An 18246-nucleotide genomic window follows, 5' to 3' on the forward strand; every position below is an offset into this window, starting at 1 on the left:
CCGCCGCGACCGCCGCGGTCACCGCCACGGCCACCGCGATCGCCAAAGCCGCCGCGACCGCCACGGTCACCGCCACGGCCACCGCGCTCGTCACGGCCGCCACGAGGACCGCGGTCCTCGTCCAAGCCCATGGCGACAAGCGGAGCGATAACCTTATCGAGGGCGGCCATCAGCTCGGTGGCCTCCTCATAAGAAAGCTCGGGCAGGAGCTTCTCCTTCTTGTTGGCAAGCTCGACCAGGCCCTCGGCAGCATCCTCGGCAGCGAAGACGACGATCTTGCGCATATCGCCCTCGGCGTCGTCGATGCGGCCGACCAGATCGGCAGCCTCGGCCTCGGCCATCAGGCCATCGAGCTCACGGAGGCGCATGCCCAGCAGGTCGGACATCTCCTTCTGCTCCATCTTGGGCTTGAGGTCAAGGAGCTTGATGGCGCGCTCGATGTTTGCCATGCGCTCGGCCTTGGCCTCCTCCTCCTTGGAAATAGCAAAGCGACGGCTACGCAGCAGGCGGGCGGCCTTCTGCATCTTGTCCATCAGCTCTTCGTCATCGTAATCAACGGCGGCCTCGACAACCTCGGCCTCCTCCTCGGCGGAAACCTCGTCAGCAGCCTCAACCTCGGCAGCTTCGGTCTCCACGGTCTCGACTGCCTCAACCTCGGCAGCCATGGTCTCGTTCTCGGTCTCGTTCATGATCTCTTCGTTCTCGGACATGAGACTCCTTCTTGGCCCTCTCGGGCATCATCGCCCCATTCGCGGGGCCCGTCGCGCACTCTTTGCGCTTTAAACATTCATGCCTCTCGGCAAAACGTCCATTAGTTTATGGTGTCGCCCGCCAATCTAGCTGCAGAATCTATGTGCACACATTAATGCGACATGTCGCGGTATCATGACCTGAACCAAACGTGTCCACCTTAAGGAGCCCGCCATGATTAAGCCCATCATGAAATCCGAGTTCTTTTTACGCCCGCCTTCCGAAGACGCGGGTCCCGATGACGCCGTGACCGGGCAGGACCTCCTGGATACGCTCCATGAGCATGAGCACGAGTGCGTGGGTCTCGCCGCCAACATGATCGGCGTGCGCAAACGCATCATCTGCGTAAAGGATGGCAACAGGGCGCTGTTGATGTACAACCCTCAAATTCTTGAGCAGGTCAATGCCTATCAGACGAGCGAAGGATGCCTTTCGCTGGCTGGAGAGCGTCCCTGTACCCGCTATCGTCGCATTAAGGTGGAGTATTTGGACGAGAACTTCGTCCACCGCATCAAAAACTTCTCGGGTTACACCGCCGAGATCATCCAACACGAAATCGACCACTGCAACGGAATTGTGATCTAGTTCCGCCGTTCTACCGAACGGCGGACCACTTGACGCTGCGCGAGCCGCATTCATGCCAATCTGACGTTCAATTTCGAGGGCGCGACCAAAAGGTCAGCGCCCTCTCATTTCACGTCACCTTGGCGCAAATGCGGCTCGCTCGCTGTCGTATGTCTATCCTGCTACGCCTCGATTCTTGTGGCGGCAGACACCTAATCCCCTACGATTGACGGTAATGATCGAAGAAGTCGGCGAGGTCTTCGAGGGACTCTTTGAGCACTTCCATGCGCGGCAGGTACACGATACGGAAGTGGTCGGGCTCAGCCCAGTTGAAGCCGCCGCCGCGCGTGATCAGGATCTTCTTCTCGTGCAGCAGGTCAAGGGCGAACTGCTCGTCATCGGTAATGTTGAACTTCTTCACATCCATCTTGGGGAAGATGTAGAACGCCGCACGCGGCTTAACCACCGAGATGCCGTCAATCTTGTTGAGCGCCTCATACACAAAGTTGCGCTGCTCGTAGACACGGCCGCCGGGGCGGATGTAGTCGTTGACGGACTGATGGCCACCGAGCGCCGTCTGAACGATCGACTGAGCCGGCACGTTGGAGCACAGGCGCATGTTGGAGAGCATGTTGATGCCCATGATGAAGTCGCTCATGCAGCGCTGGTTGCCCGAAAGCACCATCCAGCCAATACGATAGCCCGCGATCATGTGCGACTTGGACAGACCGCTAAAGGTGACGCAGGGCAGATCGGGAGCGAGCGAGGCAATCGAGACGTGCTCGTAGCCGTCCATGCACAGGCGGTCGTAGATCTCATCAGCAAAGATCATCAGCTGATGCCTGCGTGCAACCTCGACGATGCCCTCGAGCACCTCGCGCGGATAGACGGAACCCGTGGGGTTGTTGGGGTTGATGATGACGAGGGCTTTGGTCGCGCTCGTGATCTTGGACTCCATATCCTCCAGGTCGGGATACCAATCCGCCTGCTCATCGCACAGATAGTGCACGGGATGACCGCCGGCAAGGGTTGCGCACGCCGTCCAGAGCGGATAGTCGGGGCTGGGGATCAGAATCTCGTCGCCATTGTCGAGCAGCGCGTTCATCGAAAGCTGAATGAGCTCGGACACGCCGTTGCCCGTGTAGATATGCTCCATCTGAACGTTGGGCAGGCCCTTGATCTGCGAATACTGCATGATCGCCTTGCGCGCGGAGAACAGGCCACGCGAGTTGGAATAGCCTTCGCAGTCGGGCAGCTGCTGGCGCATGTCCTTGATGACCTCATCGGGCGTGCGGAAACCGAAGGGCGCCGGGTTGCCGATGTTGAGCTTGAGAATGCGCTCTCCCTCGTCCTCCATACGGGCGGCCTCGTCGACGACGGGACCGCGCACGTCATACAGGACGTTGTCGAGTTTAGTGGATTTAGAAAAAGTACGCATGGTGGTGCTCCTTGCAATTTGAGCTGAGGGATGGGGTTCGGGCTTGGAATCGTTGCGGGGTGATGATGCCTCGCCTTGATCGGCGTCGCCGGCAAGCAGCCAGGTAACATCGACCTCCAAAATACGGGCGAGCAGCTCAGCCACATCGCGCCGCGGAATCGTCTTGCCGCTCACATATTGGCTCATCTGACTCTTGCCGAGTTTTTTGCCGAGCATCTCCGATGCGCGGATCACGTCCGACTGGCGAACGTCGCGATCGGACATAGCCTGTCGCAGACGATCGCTAAACGTCTCTTGGGCCACTAGAACCTCCTTGCTGGCAAAGTTCAATTTATACAACACGAATTGAACCTGAGTTCAATTTAGGAAGCAGTATAACGCGGCACCTCATTCGAAAGTTCAATTTCATAAGAAAATGTACCGGACTCAGAGATTTGCCCAAAGCAGACAATGACGTGCACGCGTTTAGAGGTATTCGAGGAATCGAGCGGCGGCAAGCGAAACGTCAGCCGTTCGATATATGGCGTTGATCTGCCGATGGGGATGCCCTTCGAGCGAACGCACGGCAACATCGAACTGGCAGCGGCGCAAGATGAGCGCGGGAAGAATGCTCACGCCCAGGCCGTCCTCGACCATAGCCATAATCGCATAATCATCCCAGGTCGACAGCTTAGAGCGCACCGCCAGGCCCGCGCGGCGGAACAGCGGCGTAATCTCGTCGTCGCTACCGCGTTCCAGCAGAATAAACTGCTCGTTGGCCAAATCGGCAAGGGAAACGACCTCCGCGGTGGCAAGCGAGGAGTCCGCTGGCACCACGGCCATCAGCTCGTCTTGCACCAACGGCCGCGACGCCATGCCGGCGCCGCGTGGCTCACGCGGGATAAAGCCCAGATCGCAGCGGCCCTCTGCCACCCATTGTTCAATCTCTGAGTAATCGCCCATCAGCAACTCATAATCGACGTCCGGGTGATCGGCGCGAAAACGCGCAATCACCGGCGGCAACACGTGGGTCGCCACACTCGAAAACGTACCGATGCAGATTTTGCCGCGCATGAGCCCGCGCATCTCATCCACCCGTCGCTGCAGGCGGCCAAACTCTTCGCATAACGCCTCGACTGCCGGCATAACCTGCCGCCCATCGGCAGAAAGCACTACGCCCTCGCGGCTTCTATCGAGCACTTTAAAGCCCCAGTCGGCCTCGAGATCGGCCACCATGCGGCTCACGCCCGACTGCGAATAGCTCAGCCGCTCGGCGGCGCGCGTAAAACTGCCGGCCCGCACCGTCTCGAGCAGCACCTGCATCTTTTGAATATTCGTTTCCACGGCACCCCTCCACCTTTACATGAGTTTTTGTCATGTTATCCATGCATTATATTCGCTTTTCTTCTAAAGCCAGTTCACCCATAGTGAACATGCTCGAATATAGAGGGGATGTCAGCACATGAACAACGGATTGTTTACGTACTTAGCAGCATTGCTATTGTTTGGCTCCAACGGCATCATCGCCGCTGCCATCGCGCTGCCGAGCTCCGATATCGTACTGTTGCGCACGTTTTTGGGCGCTCTCACCCTTGCCGCCGTCCTCTTCATAACCAAGCGCCATAACCTGCAGGCTCCGTCTCGCCCCCGCGAGGCCGCAGCGCTCATCGTCTCGGGCGCCGCGCTGGGCGCCAGCTGGATTTTCCTGTTCCGCGCCTATCAGACGATCGGCGTTGGTATCTCCTCGCTGTTGTATTACTGTGGCCCCATCATCGTTATGGCCCTCTCCCCGCTCATTTTTGGCGAAAAGCTGACCGGCAGCAAAATCGCCGGCTTTATCGCCGTCGCCTGCGGTGCTTTTCTCATTGCAGCACAAGGTCTAGGCGGCAATATGCCCATTGCGGGCATCGCCTGTGGAATCGCCTCGGCCTTCTGCTATGCATTGATGGTCATCGCCAGCAAGGGTGCGCCTCACATCGAGGGCCTCGAGAACTCCGCACTCCAAGTGAGCGCCGCCTTTGTGACCGCACTGGCCCTCACGCTCATCACGCAGGGCGCTCCCTCGTTCCTGTCCGCCGGCGTCGCCGCCAGTATTGATTGGCGCGCCGTCGCTATGCTCGGCGTCGTCAACACCGGCATTGGTTGCCTGCTCTACTTTAGCGCCGTCGCCAAGCTGCCCGTCCAGACCGTCGCCGTCGTCGGCTACCTCGAGCCGCTTTCGGCGGTCGTGTTCTCGGCCGCCCTTTTGGGTGAAGCCATAACACCGGTCCGCCTGATGGGCGCCGCGCTTATCATCGGCGGCGCGATTTTTTGCGAACTCGCCGGCAAACGCGCAAACGCCAAGGCTGGCATCGCCCAGATAGCACGTGCTTAAAAGCCCCTGCTTTGAAATGCTACCTGCGTAGATAAATAATCCCCAGCCGAGGATTATTGTCTAAAATAACCCGATGTGCCAAACTGCTCTTGTATGTATAAAGACGGCATAAAGTTTTTTGTCCTAGACAGATAACCGGATGTCTAAGGGAGTCCTCGTGGCACACAACAAACTGGAGGCAAACCTCCAAGACCAGCGCGGGCAAGGCGGGCACGGAGCCATTCCCCTCTCCGCTGGCATGCTGCTCGTAACGCTCGGCGTCGTCTATGGCGACATCGGCACGAGCCCCATGTACACCATGAAATCAATCGTCGCCAACAACGGCGGCATCGGTACCGTCAGCGAGGACATGATCCTGGGCGCGCTTTCGCTCGTCATCTGGACCATGACGCTCGTGACCACGGTCAAGTACGTGGTAATCGCCATGAAGGCCGACAACCACAACGAAGGCGGCATCTTCGCCCTGTTCAGCCTCGTACGCAAGGTGGCACCATGGCTGATTCTGCCCGCCATGATCGGCGGCGCGGCGCTGCTCGCCGACGGCATCCTCACCCCCGCCGTCACGGTCACCACAGCCATCGAGGGTCTGCGCACCATCGAATGGGGCCATGCGCTGCTGGGCGACGGCCAGACCAACGTCATCATCATCACCATCATCATTATCTGCGGCCTATTTGCCATGCAGCGCGCCGGCACCTCGTCAATCGGCAAGCTCTTCGGCCCGCTCATGACGCTGTGGTTCCTGTTCCTGGCAGGCGCCGGTCTGTTCAACATGCTCGGCAACCTGTCCATCTTGCGCGCGCTCAACCCCATCCGCGGCATTATGTTCCTGTTCTCGCCCATCAACCATTCGGGCATTATGGTGCTCGGCTTTGTCTTCCTGTCGACAACCGGTGCCGAGGCACTCTACTCGGACATGGGCCACGTGGGCAAGGCAAACATCTATGCATCCTGGCCATTTGTTAAGGCGGCCCTTATCCTCAACTATCTGGGTCAGGGAGCTTGGCTACTCGCCAATAACTCCAACCCCCAGATGCTCGCGATGGATATCGTCAACCCGTTCTATATGATGCTCCCCGAGCCCCTACGCCCCTTTACCATCGTGCTTTCGGCCGTGGCGGCCATCATCGCCTCACAGGCGCTCATCACCGGCTCGTTCTCGCTGGTATCCGAGGCAACGCGCCTCAACCTTATGCCGCACCTGCGCATCCACTACCCCAGCGACACCAAGGGCCAGCTCTATATTCCGCTCGTCAATAACATCATGTGGGTCGGCTGCATCTTCATCGTGCTGCTGTTCCAAAACTCCGAGCGCATGGAGAGTGCCTACGGCCTCGCCATTACCGTGACCATGCTCATGACCACAACGCTTTTGACGAGCTACATCGCCGGCATCCTCAAGCACAAGCTGGGTGCCTGCGTCTTCGCCCTGCTTTTTGGTGCCATTGAGCTGTGCTTCTTCGCCTCGTGCCTCACCATGTTCTTTGACGGCGGCTATGTGATGATCTTCCTGGCCGCACTGCTGTTTGGCCTTATGTACGTGTGGCGCCGCGGCACCGCCATCGAGCGCACGCAGACGATCCTGCTGCCCGTCTCCAAGTACATCGATCAGCTCAACCGCCTGCGCAACGACGAGACCTACCCCGTGCTCGCCGACAATCTGGTGTTCCTTACCAACAGCCCCGACCCGCTCACGCTCGACCGAGACGTGCTCTATTCCATCCTGGACAAGCATCCCAAGCGCGCCAAGGCATACTGGTTCATCAACGTGCACGTTACCGACGAACCCTATACGCACGAGTATTCCGTCGAGACCTTTGGCACGGACTTTTTGTTCCGCGTGCGCCTGGACCTGGGCTTTAAGGTCAACCAGCGCGTCAACGCCTATCTGCGTCAGATCGTCGGCGACTTGATGGCATCGGGCGAGCTGCCGCCGCAACATCACACCTACTCCATCTACGAGACGCGCGGCAACGTAGGTGACTTCCGCTTTTGCATGCTGCGCAAGATGCTTGCCCCCGAAACGGACATCAACCGCAATGACCACCGCGTGATGGCCATCAAGTACGCCGTCCGCCGCGCCTGCGGAAGCCCGGCACGCTGGTACGGTCTCGAGAACTCGGCCATCATCATTGAGTACGTACCGCTCTTTGCCCGCATGCGCCCGGCCGTCAAACTTGTGCGCACCCAGGTGCCGCTCGAGGTTCAGATCGAAGAGGCCGAGGAAATGGAGGTCGACATCTTCTCGGACGACCTGGTCAATGGCAACGAGGCCGGCAAGAGCATGAACGTCGATCCCACCGAGCTGCTCGAGAGCGTCGCCGATACGCCCGAACAGCAACTCGACGGACTCGAGAGCACCCAGTTCAACGACGCCAACTTCTAACACGCCACCAGCCATTGACGGCAACGGCCTCGCATCTCATAAGAGGTGCGAGGCCGTTTTATGTCGCAACGGACCAGTGAGCTACGAACGACGCGGCTCGGGAACCACAAGCCTATCGGGGCTCGCGCCCTCGGCATCCATCAGGCTCACGTAGCGAATCGACGGATCCTCATACATCGCGTAGTAATAATTGCCCGTGCGCGCGCTAAAGCATCCGGTATAGATAGTCTTCTCGAACTTGCCGTCGCCCATCTTGGACGCTCCCTCGATCATCGCCACGCCCTCGAGCGAACGGAACATGCGGACGACGTTTTCGGCCTCGCTGCCCTTTTGCGGGTAATTGGCATTGAGGTAGGCAGCCTTTACAAAACGGCTCGGCGAATAGCAATCGCCCGGAATACCGCGCATGCCGGCACCGGCTCCATAGGGCTTAAGCTCGGCGCCACGCCATGTCGCCGTCTGCGGAAAATCGCTTGTGGCGGTGATATAGGTGCGCAGGTTTTCCATGTGCCACGGGAAGGTCGGCTGGTTGGCAAGGGTGTCGACCGGATTGTCGTATACATGCAGGCCGTCGGCCATCATCTCGACCACGATACTGCGCTGGCTGTCGCCGATAATCCAATGGAGCAGCGACACGCCCAGGCCCTCGCCGGCAGATTTGGCGACAATCACCGTATCGCGCAGTGCAGCCTCGGCCTCGTCGACCGTCGAGAACGTCGCCGCCACCCACAGGGGAAACTCGTAGGCCGCGATATTGGTCTTGCCATCAACCGGCCCCTCGGCATACTCGGCATAGCCGGGAAAGTTGAGCCCCGCCACAGCCAGGCCCGCATCGTTGCCGCAATCGAAAAACATGGGATAGTTCTTGTAATCGATACACATACCGATTACCGCATGCGCCGCCGTCGCATCGTCGATAAACGAGTACGGGATGTGGAACCCGCGGGGCACCACGCGAACCTGCTCGCCGTATCCAAAGCTCCAGTCGAGGTTGCGGCCCAGATACATGTGGCCGGAATTATCGGTAAATCGAATGCTCGTGCACATAGCGCCTCCTAGCTCAATGTTCTTACTAAGGTCATTGTCACCAAACAAAGGAGCGCTAAACAAAAAAGTCCGGACATGACAACAATGTCATACCCGGACTAAAAACGACGAGGTGCGGTGCTTTGGTCCCCTTAGACCAACTTTCCAAGGCAGTGATCAATCATGTGCTGGATCATTTGCGCCTCAAAGCCTGCGTAATCGCGGCGGCACTCCTTCATCTTGCCGTCGACGATCTGGTCAAAGGCAACCTTGCACTTGATATAGCGCGTGGACTTGGTGACCTCCTCGTGCGTCAGGCAGCTCTCCTCCATCTTGCTGGCACCCAGGCCAAACACCAGACGGGGGTTGTAGAGCACGTGGGGCTCGCCGGCGTCGTCCAGGTAGACGCAAACCTTCTTGGTAACGCCAATCTGGTTAGCGGCAAGGCAGCCGGCATCGTCGAGCGACTTGATGGTATCGATCAGGTCCTGAGCAACCGACTCGTCCTCGACGGTCGCAACCTCGCAACGCTGGGACAGGATAGCCTCGTCGTGGCAAAGCTCTTTAATCATACGTTCCTCCATAGGGGTCGTTGTAACCGCTTAAGTATACGGTACCTACACAATTTCATGCGAAAGATACCGCCCGTCCGTTACAAACCGCCGAACATCAACATGTGAGGAACACCAACTTCACAAAGGCGATATAGTGGGTGGGTTCGTGTCAATCGGCCTAAACTCGGGGCCGAACAAGGAAAGGGTATGCATGGACGAACTTTTTCACGTCAGTGAGCGCAAGTCCACAATCGGGACCGAACTTCGCGCTGGACTGACAACATTCCTGGCGATGGCCTACATCATCGCCGTCAACCCCGCAGTGCTCTCGGGCGCCGGCATCGATGCGGGAGCGCTCGCCTGCGCCACTTGCCTGGGCGCCGGCATCATGACCATCTGCATGGGCATCTTCGCCAACCGTCCGCTCGCATGCGCGTCGGGCCTGGGCATCAACGCCATGATTGCGGGCATCACCACCACCATGTGCGGCGGCGACTGGCACGTGGCCATGAGCGTTATCTTCCTCGAGGGCATCGTCATCTTGCTGCTCGTCCTGTGCGGCCTGCGCGAGGCCATCATGGACGCCATCCCCGTGGTCCTGCGCCACGCCATCTCGGTGGGTCTGGGCCTGTTTATCGCCATGATCGGCCTGTGCGACGCCGGCATCATCACCGCTGGCGCCGGTACGCTTGTCGGCCTGGGCGACATCACCTCCCCCACCTTTATCGTCGGCATCATCTCCATCGTCGTGACGGTTGCCCTGGCTTCCCGCAACGTGCCGGGCTCGCTGCTCATCGGCATCATCGTCGCCGTTATCGCCGGTATCCCGCTGGGCGTCACCCATGCGCCCGAGGGCCTCATCGCCCCGCTCGACTTCTCGACCTTCGGTGCTCCGTTTGCCAGCACGGCCGATGGCAACCTTGCCATCGTGAAGGTTCTGACCGACCCGATGCTGCTCGTCGTTGCCTTCTCGCTGCTCATGAGCGACTTCTTTGACACCATGGGCACCGCCATGGCCGTCGCCAAGCAGGGCGAGTTCCTAACCGAGGACGGCAATGTCGAGGACATCCGTCCCATCCTGGTCGTCGACTCCGTGGCCGCTGCTGCCGGTGGCTTTATGGGCGTCTCCTCCATCACCACCTTCGTCGAGTCCACCTCTGGCGCTGCCGACGGTGGCCGCACGGGCCTCACCTCCGTCACCACCGGCGTGCTGTTCATTCTCGCCGCGTTCTTCTCCCCCATCGTCACCATCGTTTCCAGCGCCGCCACCTGCGGTGCTCTGGTCTACGTCGGTTACCTCATGATGAGCGAGGCCTCCGAGATCGACTGGTCCGACGTGTCGCAGGGTTTCCCGGCGTTCATGATTGTCGCCGGCGTGCCCTTCACCTACTCCATCTCTGCCGGCATTGGCCTGGGCTTTATCGCCTACGTGATCGTCGCGCTCTTTAAGGGCGAGGCCTCCAAGATCAAGCCGCTCATGTGGATCGCAGCCTTCGCCTTCCTCGTCTACTTCTTTGTAGCGTAGGCGCAAGATTCGCAATACCAAACAGCAAAGCGCGGAGTCGCATCGAGCGGCTCCGCGCTTTGCTTTTAAAGCCAGGCACCACACGGACACGCGATGTATTGCTTCGCAAGTTTTGGACGTTTTGCTCTCCAAACGGCACTACCGACGGCTACATCCTGCAGATATGCTGGATATAACCGCATAGGCCCTATGAGGATGGGAGTAACCATGGCCGCCTTGTTCACGACCCCCAAGCGCAATGACAAAACCTCTGGAGCCCATTTTGTCGAGCCCGACCTGCGCCGTCGCACGCTGCTCGCACACGGCAGCTGGCGCCGCGCGACGCGCCGCATCGTTGTAGGCGCCGTATGCGCGCTTACGGTAAGCTCGCTGCTCATGCCGAGCATCTCGCTCGCAGCCGAGTGGGTGGACGTTGGCGGCGTCCGCCACGAAGCGGCCGCGGGCCCCACGGGAGACGCCGCCGGTACCTGGTCATGGGATGGCGCCGATGACATGAAGCTCAACGGCTATAACGGCGGCGCGATCGAGGCAGCGGGCAAGCTCAACGTGAGCTACGAGGGCAACAACACCGTCACTAACGACGACGGCCGCGGCATCAAGGTTAAGGATGGCGCGAACGAGAACGCCGAGCTTAATATTCAGGGCGACGCGTCCAGCACGCTCAACGTGACATCTTCTCGTGACGCCATCACTTCCGTCGGCAACATCAACATCGACGGCGCTGGCACTGTCAACGCCACGAGCACCGAGCACGATGCCATCGATGCCGGGGGCGATGTCACCATCAAGGGCTCGGGAAACGTTAACGCCACGGGCGATTCGGATGGCATCAGGGCCGACGGCAACATCACGATCGACAACAGCGGAACCGTCACCGCCAAGGCCACCGAGGATCAGGGTATCGATGCTAACGAGAACCTCATCATAAAGGGCGGCGGCAAGGTAGAGGCAAGCTCTATCGAGGACAATGCGATTTGGGCCGACGGCAGTATCGAGATCTCGGGTGGCAGCCAGGTCAAGGCAAGCTCCGAGGAAGACGCCGCCATCGACGGTAAAAACAGCCTCACGGTCACGAACGCTTCCCTCAACGCAAGTGGCGTTGGGTATGGCATCTATGTCTACAAGGGCATCACGCTCGATGGCGCGACCGTGACGATCCGCGCAAGCTCAGATGGCGGGGAAGTCAGCGCACTCTTCACCGATGAGGACGACATCGTCATCAAGAACGGCTCGACTGTGGATGCGCTCGCAGAAGGCAGGTTCTCGGTTGCAATCTCCACCAGTAATTTCTACTCCGGCGAAGCGGGTGGCCATATCTACATCAGCGACTCCGTTGTCAAGGCCATAGTCCGCTATGCCGAGACCAGCGGCGACGGCCCCGACCACTACAGTGGAGACCAAAACGACGAAATCATCCCTGAGTCCGAGGGCCTGAACATCGGCATCTTCGCGCAGACCAGCGAGGGCATCACGCCCGCGACCATCTCGATCGTCCGCAGCAGGGTCACGGCCGAGGGAGACACGGCGGCAATCTTCGCCCTTGCCATGAGCGCGGACGGCAAGGCGATCGGCACCATCGAAATCGAAGGAGCCACCATCCAGACGCCTGAAGGCGGCAAGGTCATTGACTATCGCAACAAGGAAGAACTCAGCGACGGCATCGTCTACGAGGCGGGTCAAACCATCGGCACGGGCGACGCCGTGATCGACTCCCCCTACAACGAAGCAGTCGCCAAGAGCACGGTCATCGTGCCTCCCGAGGAGACCAAGCCCGAGGAAAAGCACGGCAAGACCAAGCCAGAGGGTTCCAAGTCCGAGGGCACGAAGACAACCAAGACCGTTGCAGTTGCAGCCAAGGGAGCCAAGACCGTCGGCAAGCTCGCGGCAACCGGCGACACCTCGAACGCAGCCATCGTGGCAGCCGCCCTTGCGGGAACAGCCGCCATCGCCGCAGGCGCCCTGGCGAGTCGCAAACGCTCGTAAACACTTTTTCGCACAGGACGGGTGGATCGCAGCCCTTGCCTTCCCCGTCTACTTCTTCGTAGCGTAAGGGCAAGGCTGCAAAAGCTGAACAATAAAGCGCGGAGTCGCCATGCGGCCCCGCGCTTTTCTTTTAGCGTCGGTCCCTGCGCCGGCGTGCGGCCTATTTCTCCCCCATTTTGGCCATTTTGCCCTCCAAACGGCACTACCGCCGGCAACATCCAGCAGATACGCTGAACCTAGCCGTATAGGCCCTATGAGAACGGGAGCAACCATGGCAGCCTTGTTCACGACCCCCAAACGCAATGACACTACCGCCGGAACCCATGTTGCCGAACCCGACGTTCGCCGTCGCATAGGACTCGCGCACGGCAGCTGGCGCCGCGTGACGCGCCGCATCGTCGTAGGCGCCGTGTGCGCGCTCACGGTGAGCTCGCTGCTCATGCCGAGCGTCTCGCTCGCGGCGGAATGGGTCAAGGTCGGCGAAACCAAATACAACGCCGGCACTGCGGCGGGCGACGAGACCGGCACCTGGTCGTGGGACGGCGCCGACGACTTGAAGCTCAACAACTATAACGGCGGCGAGATCCAGGCCGCAGGCAAGCTCAACGTGAATTACTCGGGAAACAACATCGTCACTGCCGACTGGATCGAAGGCATCAAGGCTTCTCATGGCAAGAATGAGAACGCCGAGCTCAATATCCAAGGCGACGCGGGCAGCACGCTCAGCGTGACATCTACTGAGGACGCTATCCTCTCCACGGGTAATATCAACATCGACGGAGTCGGATCCGTCAACGCCACGAGCGCTGGGTTTGATGCCATCGACGCCGAGGGCGATCTCGCTATCAAAGGTTCGGGCAACGTCAACGCCACGGGCGTATCGGATGGCATCAGGGCAAACGGCAATATCACGATTGACGACAGCGGGGCCGTCACCGCCAGGGCTACCAAGGACAAGGGTATCGGAACCGACAAGAACCTCACCATCAAGGGTGGCGGCACAGTCGAGGCAAGCTCAGCCGATGGTGAGGCCATTTGGAGCGGCGGCAACATCAATATCTCGGACGGCAGCCAGGTCAAGGCGAGCTCCGAGAAAGACGCCGCCGTCGAGGCCAAGGGCAGCCTCGCAGCCACAAACGCCTCCCTCAACGCAAACGGTGTTGAATATGGCGTCTATGCCCACAAGGGCATCACACTCGATCATGCAAACGTGACAGTCCGCGCAAGTAAAGGCAGATACGGTGACGCCATTGCCCTCTTCACCTACCAAGACGATATCGTCGTCAAGAACGGCTCCACCGTGGACGCGTTTGCGGAAGGCGAGGTTTCGGCTGCATTCTCCACCAGAAACGATCGACCCAACGAGGAGGGTGGCCACATCTACATCAGCGACTCCGTTGTCAAGGCCATAGCCCGCTATGTCGGGAACGGCGACGGCCCCATCCCCTACAGCGAAAACAAAGATGGTGAGACGAGCCCCGAGCCCCAAGGCGAGAACATCGGCATCATCGCCCAGACCAGCGAGGGCGTCACACCCGCAGTCATCTCGATCATCCGCAGCAAGGTAACGACCGAAGGAGATACAGCGGCAATCTTTGCCCGTGCCATGAGCGCTGACGGCAAGACAATCGGCACCATCAAGATTGAGAACGCCGCCATCCAGACGCCCGAAGGCGGCAAGGTCATTGACTATCGCAAGCTCCGTGACGGCATCTACGAGGCAGGCCAAGCCATCGGCACAGGCGACGCTGTGATCGACTCCCCCTATAACGAAGCTGTCGCCAAGAGCATGGTCATCGCGCCTCCCGAGGTAGCCAAGCCGGAAGACCCCAAGCCCGACGAGACCAAGCCCGCAGAAAGCAAGCCCGCGGAGTCCAAGCAGAACCCCAAGCCTGAGGGCTCAAAGCCGACCAAGGCCGTTGCGGCTTCAATCACGAAAGCCAAGACTACCGGCGTGCTCGCGGCAACCGGCGACACCTCGGGTGCGGCCATCGTGGCAACCGTCCTTGCGGGAACAGCCGCTATCGCCGCAGGCACCATGGCGAGCCGCAAGCGCTCTTAGACGCCTCTGCGCACATGGCAGCTCCCGCGAAGGCCCCGAGCCCCAGCACCGTTTAACAACGCCACCGCCGAGCTCCCCTCCGGCGGTGGCGTTTTCCATATGCGTCCGCAGGGTATGCACGAGATTGTCTTTGGTCTAGCCCAACCTGCATGAGCCGGCGTGCGACAATGGGGGCCGTCGATATCACAACGCCGAGAGAAGCCCGTCATGGAAGCGCATCAAAAGCAGATAACCGTTCATGCACAGCATGCCGAAAGCGCACCAGTCATCTATCTTCCCGTGGTCATGGGCGACGGCACGGAGGTTTATGAACGCTGCCGAGAGCTCAACTGCCCGCCCTTCACGCTTGTCGGCATTGGCAGCCTCAACTGGAATCGCGAGCTGAGCCCCTGGGGATGCGACGGTACCGTGCGCGATGCCGAGCCCTTTGGTGGACAGGCCGCTGGTTTTCTTGACGAGTTGTTGAAGCAGATAATCCCAGAGGCCGAATCATCGCTCCCGCAACCGCCCACCTGGCGCGGCGTTGCCGGCTACTCGTTGGCGGGTCTTTTTGCACTGTGGGCACTTTGGCAAACAGATGTCTTTGAGCGCGCGGCGAGTGCATCGGGGTCGCTGTGGTTCCCCGGCTTTATCGACTACGCGCGCGAGCGCACGATGACAGCTACGCCCGACGCCGTCTATCTGTCACTCGGCAAAAAGGAAACCAAGACGCCCAACCGCATGATGCGGCACGTACTCGACGACACGCGCGCCATGGAAAAACTGCTCGTCGAACGTGGTATTCCCACGACGCTGGAGCTCAACCCCGGCAACCACTTTGCCCAAACCGATCTGCGCATGGCACGTGGCATCCACTGGATATTGACGCATTAAAAAAGGCGCCCGCGCGTACGCATGGGCGCCATTTTTTTTGATTTAGCTGAACACAACTACTACTCGACAGTCTCCTCAAGCTCAGAAACGTCGGACTCAAAGTCGTTACCCGGCAGGATGGCGTTGAGCACGATACCCACCAGCGAGCCCACGGCAAGGCCGGAAAGCGAAATCGTCACGCCGCCCAACTCCAGCACGATGGCGCCGGCGGTGCTGTACGCAATGCCGAGTGAAAGCACGAGCACCAGAGCGGCCACCAGCACGTTGCGGTTGTTCTGGAAATCGACCTGGTTTTCGATAAGGTTGCGTACGCCCACGGCGCTGATCATGCCGTAGAGCACAAGCGACACACCGCCGATAACGCATGCCGGCATGGCCGCAATGACCGCGGCGAACTTGGGGCAGAACGAAAGCACGATGGCGCAACACGCGGCAATGCGAATCACGCGCGGGTCGAACACGCGCGTCAGAGCGAGCACGCCGGTGTTCTCGCCATAGGTGGTGTTGGCCGGAGCACCAAAGAGCGAAGCCAGGATCGTGGCAAGGCCGTCGCCGAGCAGCGTGCGGTGCAGGCCGGGGTCGGCGATGTAGTTACGCTCGCAAGTGGAGCCGATAGCCGAGATATCACCGATATGCTCGATCATGGTCGCAAAGGCCAGCGGCATGATGGTAATGATGGCCGTCGTGGCGAGGCCGCTATCAAACTGCGGCCCAAAGAGTGCAAACACCGTGTTGTCCCACACGACGGGCAAGCCAACCCAGGGAGCGGCTGCGACGCCCGAGAAATCAACCTCGCCGAGCGCAGTCGCAACGGCATAGCTCACCACAACGCCCAGCAAAATCGGCACGATCTTGACCATGCCGCGACCCCAGATGTTGCAGATGACGATAACGGCAACGGCAATGACAGCCACAAGCCAGTTGGTCTGACAGTTAGCAATAGCGGAACTTGCCAGGATCAAGCCGATGGAAATGACGATGGGGCCAGTCACCACCGGCGGGAAGAAGCGCATAACGCGCTTGGCACCAAACGCGCGAAACAGGGCCGCCAGCACCGGATAGAGCAGGCCGGCACAGGCTACACCTAGGCAGGCGTAGGGCAAAAGCTCGGCCTCGCCGTTGGGCGCGATGGCGGCATAGCCCGCGATAAAGGCAAACGAAGATCCCAAAAACGCTGGCACCTTGCCGCGCGATAGGAAGTGGAAGAGCAGCGTGCCCAGGCCGGCAAACAAAAGGGTCGCCGACACCGAGAGACCGGTGAGCACGGGTACGAGCACCGTGGCACCGAACATCGCGAATAGATGCTGCAGACCGAGTAGGAACATGCGCGGGCGACCGAGCGACGACGCATCGTAGATGGCATCGGCGACGGCGGGCGTCGAGGATTGGGACATGGATGTCCTTTCATAATGGAAGGGCGCCCGGGCATATCGGATTACCTGCCCGAACGATACGATCCGAACCATTGTACGCGATGCGCCATGTCTCGCACGCGCCGTCACCTGCGAACGTTACCGCTATTTCCAAACGCGCTCGGCAATACGCTTGACCAGCGCGATCTTTGCCCATTGCTCGTCCTCGGTCAGCTTGTTGCCAATCTCGCAGCTGGCAAAGCCGCACTGGGGCGACAGATACAGGTTCTCGAGCGGAACATACTTTGCAGCCTCGTGAATGCGCTCGACGATGGCATCCTCGTCCTCAAGCTCAGCGGCCTTGGTAGTCACCAGGCCCAACACGACCTTCTTGCCGGGGGCAACGTACTTGAGCGGCTCAAAGCCACCGGCACGCGGCGTATCGAACTCAAGGTAAAACGCATCGACGTTCTCGTGTGCGAACAGGTACGGCGCGATGGGGTCATAGCCGCCCTCGAAGGCATAGGTGGAGTGGTAATTACCACGGCACACATGCGTGTTGATGACCAGGTCGTCGGGCTTGCCCTCGATGGCGGCGTTGTTGAGCGCCACGCCCAGCTCGGACACCTTTTGCAGGTCGACCGGGCTCATACCAGTCTTTGCCACAAAGTCGGTATCGCAATAGATGCCCCAGGTGCAGTCATCAAATTGAATGTTGCGGCAGCCTGCGGCATACAGGTCGGCAATCACGGTGCGGTATGCCGCCGCGATGGCGTCGGCGAGCTCTTCGTCGGTCTTATAGACAGCGCGCAGGCTCTCCTGCTGGCCATCGCAGCGGTCGAGCGTGACTTCGGAGAACGTCTGGATCGGCGCCGGAATGGTTTGCCGCGTGACCTGGCCCTCCCCCTCGAGCGCCTTGACAAATTTGAAGTGCTCGACGAACGGATGACTCTCGCCGCTAATGGGACCAGTCACCACGGCGGTGTCGGCGGTGGTCTCCTCATCGTGGAACATATAGCCCGTACGCGAGGTGCGACGCTCGACGCCGTTCAGCCCCCACATAAAATCGAGGTGCCAGTAGCTGCGGCGAAACTCGCCATCGGTGATGACCTGCAGGCCGGCGGTCTTTTGCTTGTCCACTAGGTCGCGAATAGCCTCATCCTCGACGGCCTTAAGCCCCTCGGCATCGAGCGTACCCGCGGCGTAGGCGGCACGGGCGTCCTTCACGACCTGCGGACGAAGAAAACTGCCGACGATATCGGCGCGAAACGGCGCGTTCGGTTGAATCGAAGTGCTCATAGATATCTCCCTTTGCATTGGTTGCTTTACTGGGACAGAGTATGAGCGCTCATATGGCCATCGTAAAATATGCGTTTATAA

At 59.9% G+C, this 18246-nt stretch carries 14 protein-coding genes; 7 read left to right on the forward strand and 7 right to left on the reverse strand.

Going from position 1 to position 18246, the window contains the following annotated elements; genetic code table 11:
- The coding region (locus tag DXA43_RS00005) for a hypothetical protein (protein ID WP_117805894.1) at positions 1-710 on the reverse strand (710 nt) is incomplete at its 3' end.
- A 214-nt stretch (positions 711-924) separates the two neighbouring features.
- On the opposite strand from DXA43_RS00005, the gene DXA43_RS00010 reads away from it, so the two are divergent.
- Positions 925-1335, forward strand: coding sequence for a peptide deformylase (locus DXA43_RS00010; RefSeq protein WP_117805895.1), 411 nt, complete (start codon positions 925-927; stop codon positions 1333-1335).
- 199 nt (positions 1336-1534) lie between these two features.
- Here the strand turns inward: DXA43_RS00010 and DXA43_RS00015 are convergent, their stop codons facing one another.
- On the reverse strand, positions 1535-3016 hold the full coding sequence (locus DXA43_RS00015) for an aminotransferase class I/II-fold pyridoxal phosphate-dependent enzyme (protein ID WP_117757320.1): 1482 nt from the start codon (positions 3014-3016) through the stop codon (positions 1535-1537).
- A gap of 201 nt (positions 3017-3217) precedes the next feature.
- Positions 3218-4075, reverse strand: a complete 858-nt coding sequence (locus DXA43_RS00020; RefSeq protein WP_117805896.1) for a LysR family transcriptional regulator — start codon at positions 4073-4075, stop codon at positions 3218-3220.
- A 118-nt stretch (positions 4076-4193) separates the two neighbouring features.
- Here DXA43_RS00020 and DXA43_RS00025 point away from each other — a divergent pair, with 118 nt between their 5' ends.
- A complete protein-coding gene (locus DXA43_RS00025; protein ID WP_117805897.1) occupies positions 4194-5105 on the forward strand; it encodes a DMT family transporter in 912 nt (303 codons plus the stop codon).
- 139 nt (positions 5106-5244) lie between these two features.
- The gene (locus DXA43_RS00030) at positions 5245-7491 is read left to right on the forward strand and encodes a KUP/HAK/KT family potassium transporter (protein ID WP_117805898.1); all 2247 of its coding nucleotides are present in this window, start codon (positions 5245-5247) and stop codon (positions 7489-7491) included.
- 81 nt (positions 7492-7572) lie between these two features.
- Here DXA43_RS00030 and bsh read toward each other — a convergent pair whose 3' ends face one another.
- Both bsh and DXA43_RS00040 read right to left on the reverse strand, forming a co-directional pair.
- Positions 7573-8538, reverse strand: coding sequence for a choloylglycine hydrolase (gene bsh, locus DXA43_RS00035; RefSeq protein WP_117805899.1), 966 nt, complete (start codon positions 8536-8538; stop codon positions 7573-7575).
- Positions 8539-8669: 131 nt separating this feature from the next.
- Positions 8670-9089: a peptide deformylase gene (locus tag DXA43_RS00040; protein ID WP_035137017.1), complete on the reverse strand. Its 420-nt coding sequence runs from the start codon at positions 9087-9089 to the stop codon at positions 8670-8672.
- A 193-nt stretch (positions 9090-9282) separates the two neighbouring features.
- On the opposite strand from DXA43_RS00040, the gene DXA43_RS00045 reads away from it, so the two are divergent.
- The 4 genes from DXA43_RS00045 (at position 9283) to DXA43_RS00060 (ending at position 15514) form a co-directional block, all read left to right on the forward strand.
- Complete coding sequence (locus DXA43_RS00045) at positions 9283-10596, forward strand: NCS2 family permease (RefSeq protein WP_117805900.1); 1314 nt, start codon at positions 9283-9285, stop codon at positions 10594-10596.
- Between the two features lie 207 nt (positions 10597-10803).
- Positions 10804-12579 carry a carbohydrate-binding domain-containing protein gene (locus DXA43_RS00050; RefSeq protein WP_158564908.1) on the forward strand — a complete coding sequence of 592 codons (1776 nt, stop codon included), beginning with the start codon at positions 10804-10806 and terminating at the stop codon, positions 12577-12579.
- Between the two features lie 271 nt (positions 12580-12850).
- On the forward strand, positions 12851-14641 hold the full coding sequence (locus DXA43_RS00055; RefSeq protein WP_158564909.1) for a carbohydrate-binding domain-containing protein: 1791 nt from the start codon (positions 12851-12853) through the stop codon (positions 14639-14641).
- Positions 14642-14848: 207 nt separating this feature from the next.
- Positions 14849-15514, forward strand: a complete 666-nt coding sequence (locus DXA43_RS00060; protein ID WP_117805903.1) for an alpha/beta hydrolase — start codon at positions 14849-14851, stop codon at positions 15512-15514.
- 59 nt (positions 15515-15573) lie between these two features.
- Here DXA43_RS00060 and DXA43_RS00065 read toward each other — a convergent pair whose 3' ends face one another.
- Positions 15574-16908 (reverse strand): uracil-xanthine permease family protein, encoded by a 1335-nt coding sequence (locus tag DXA43_RS00065; RefSeq protein WP_117805904.1) that lies wholly within the window; start codon positions 16906-16908, stop codon positions 15574-15576.
- 123 nt (positions 16909-17031) lie between these two features.
- Entirely contained in the window at positions 17032-18165 is a 1134-nt protein-coding gene (locus DXA43_RS00070; RefSeq protein WP_233539972.1) for a 5-methyltetrahydropteroyltriglutamate--homocysteine S-methyltransferase, read from the reverse strand.
- Between the last annotated feature and the right edge of the window lie 81 nt (positions 18166-18246).

Origin of the sequence: Collinsella sp. OF02-10, assembly GCF_003463445.1 — a bacterium.
Taxonomy (GTDB): Bacteria; Actinomycetota; Coriobacteriia; order Coriobacteriales; family Coriobacteriaceae; genus Collinsella.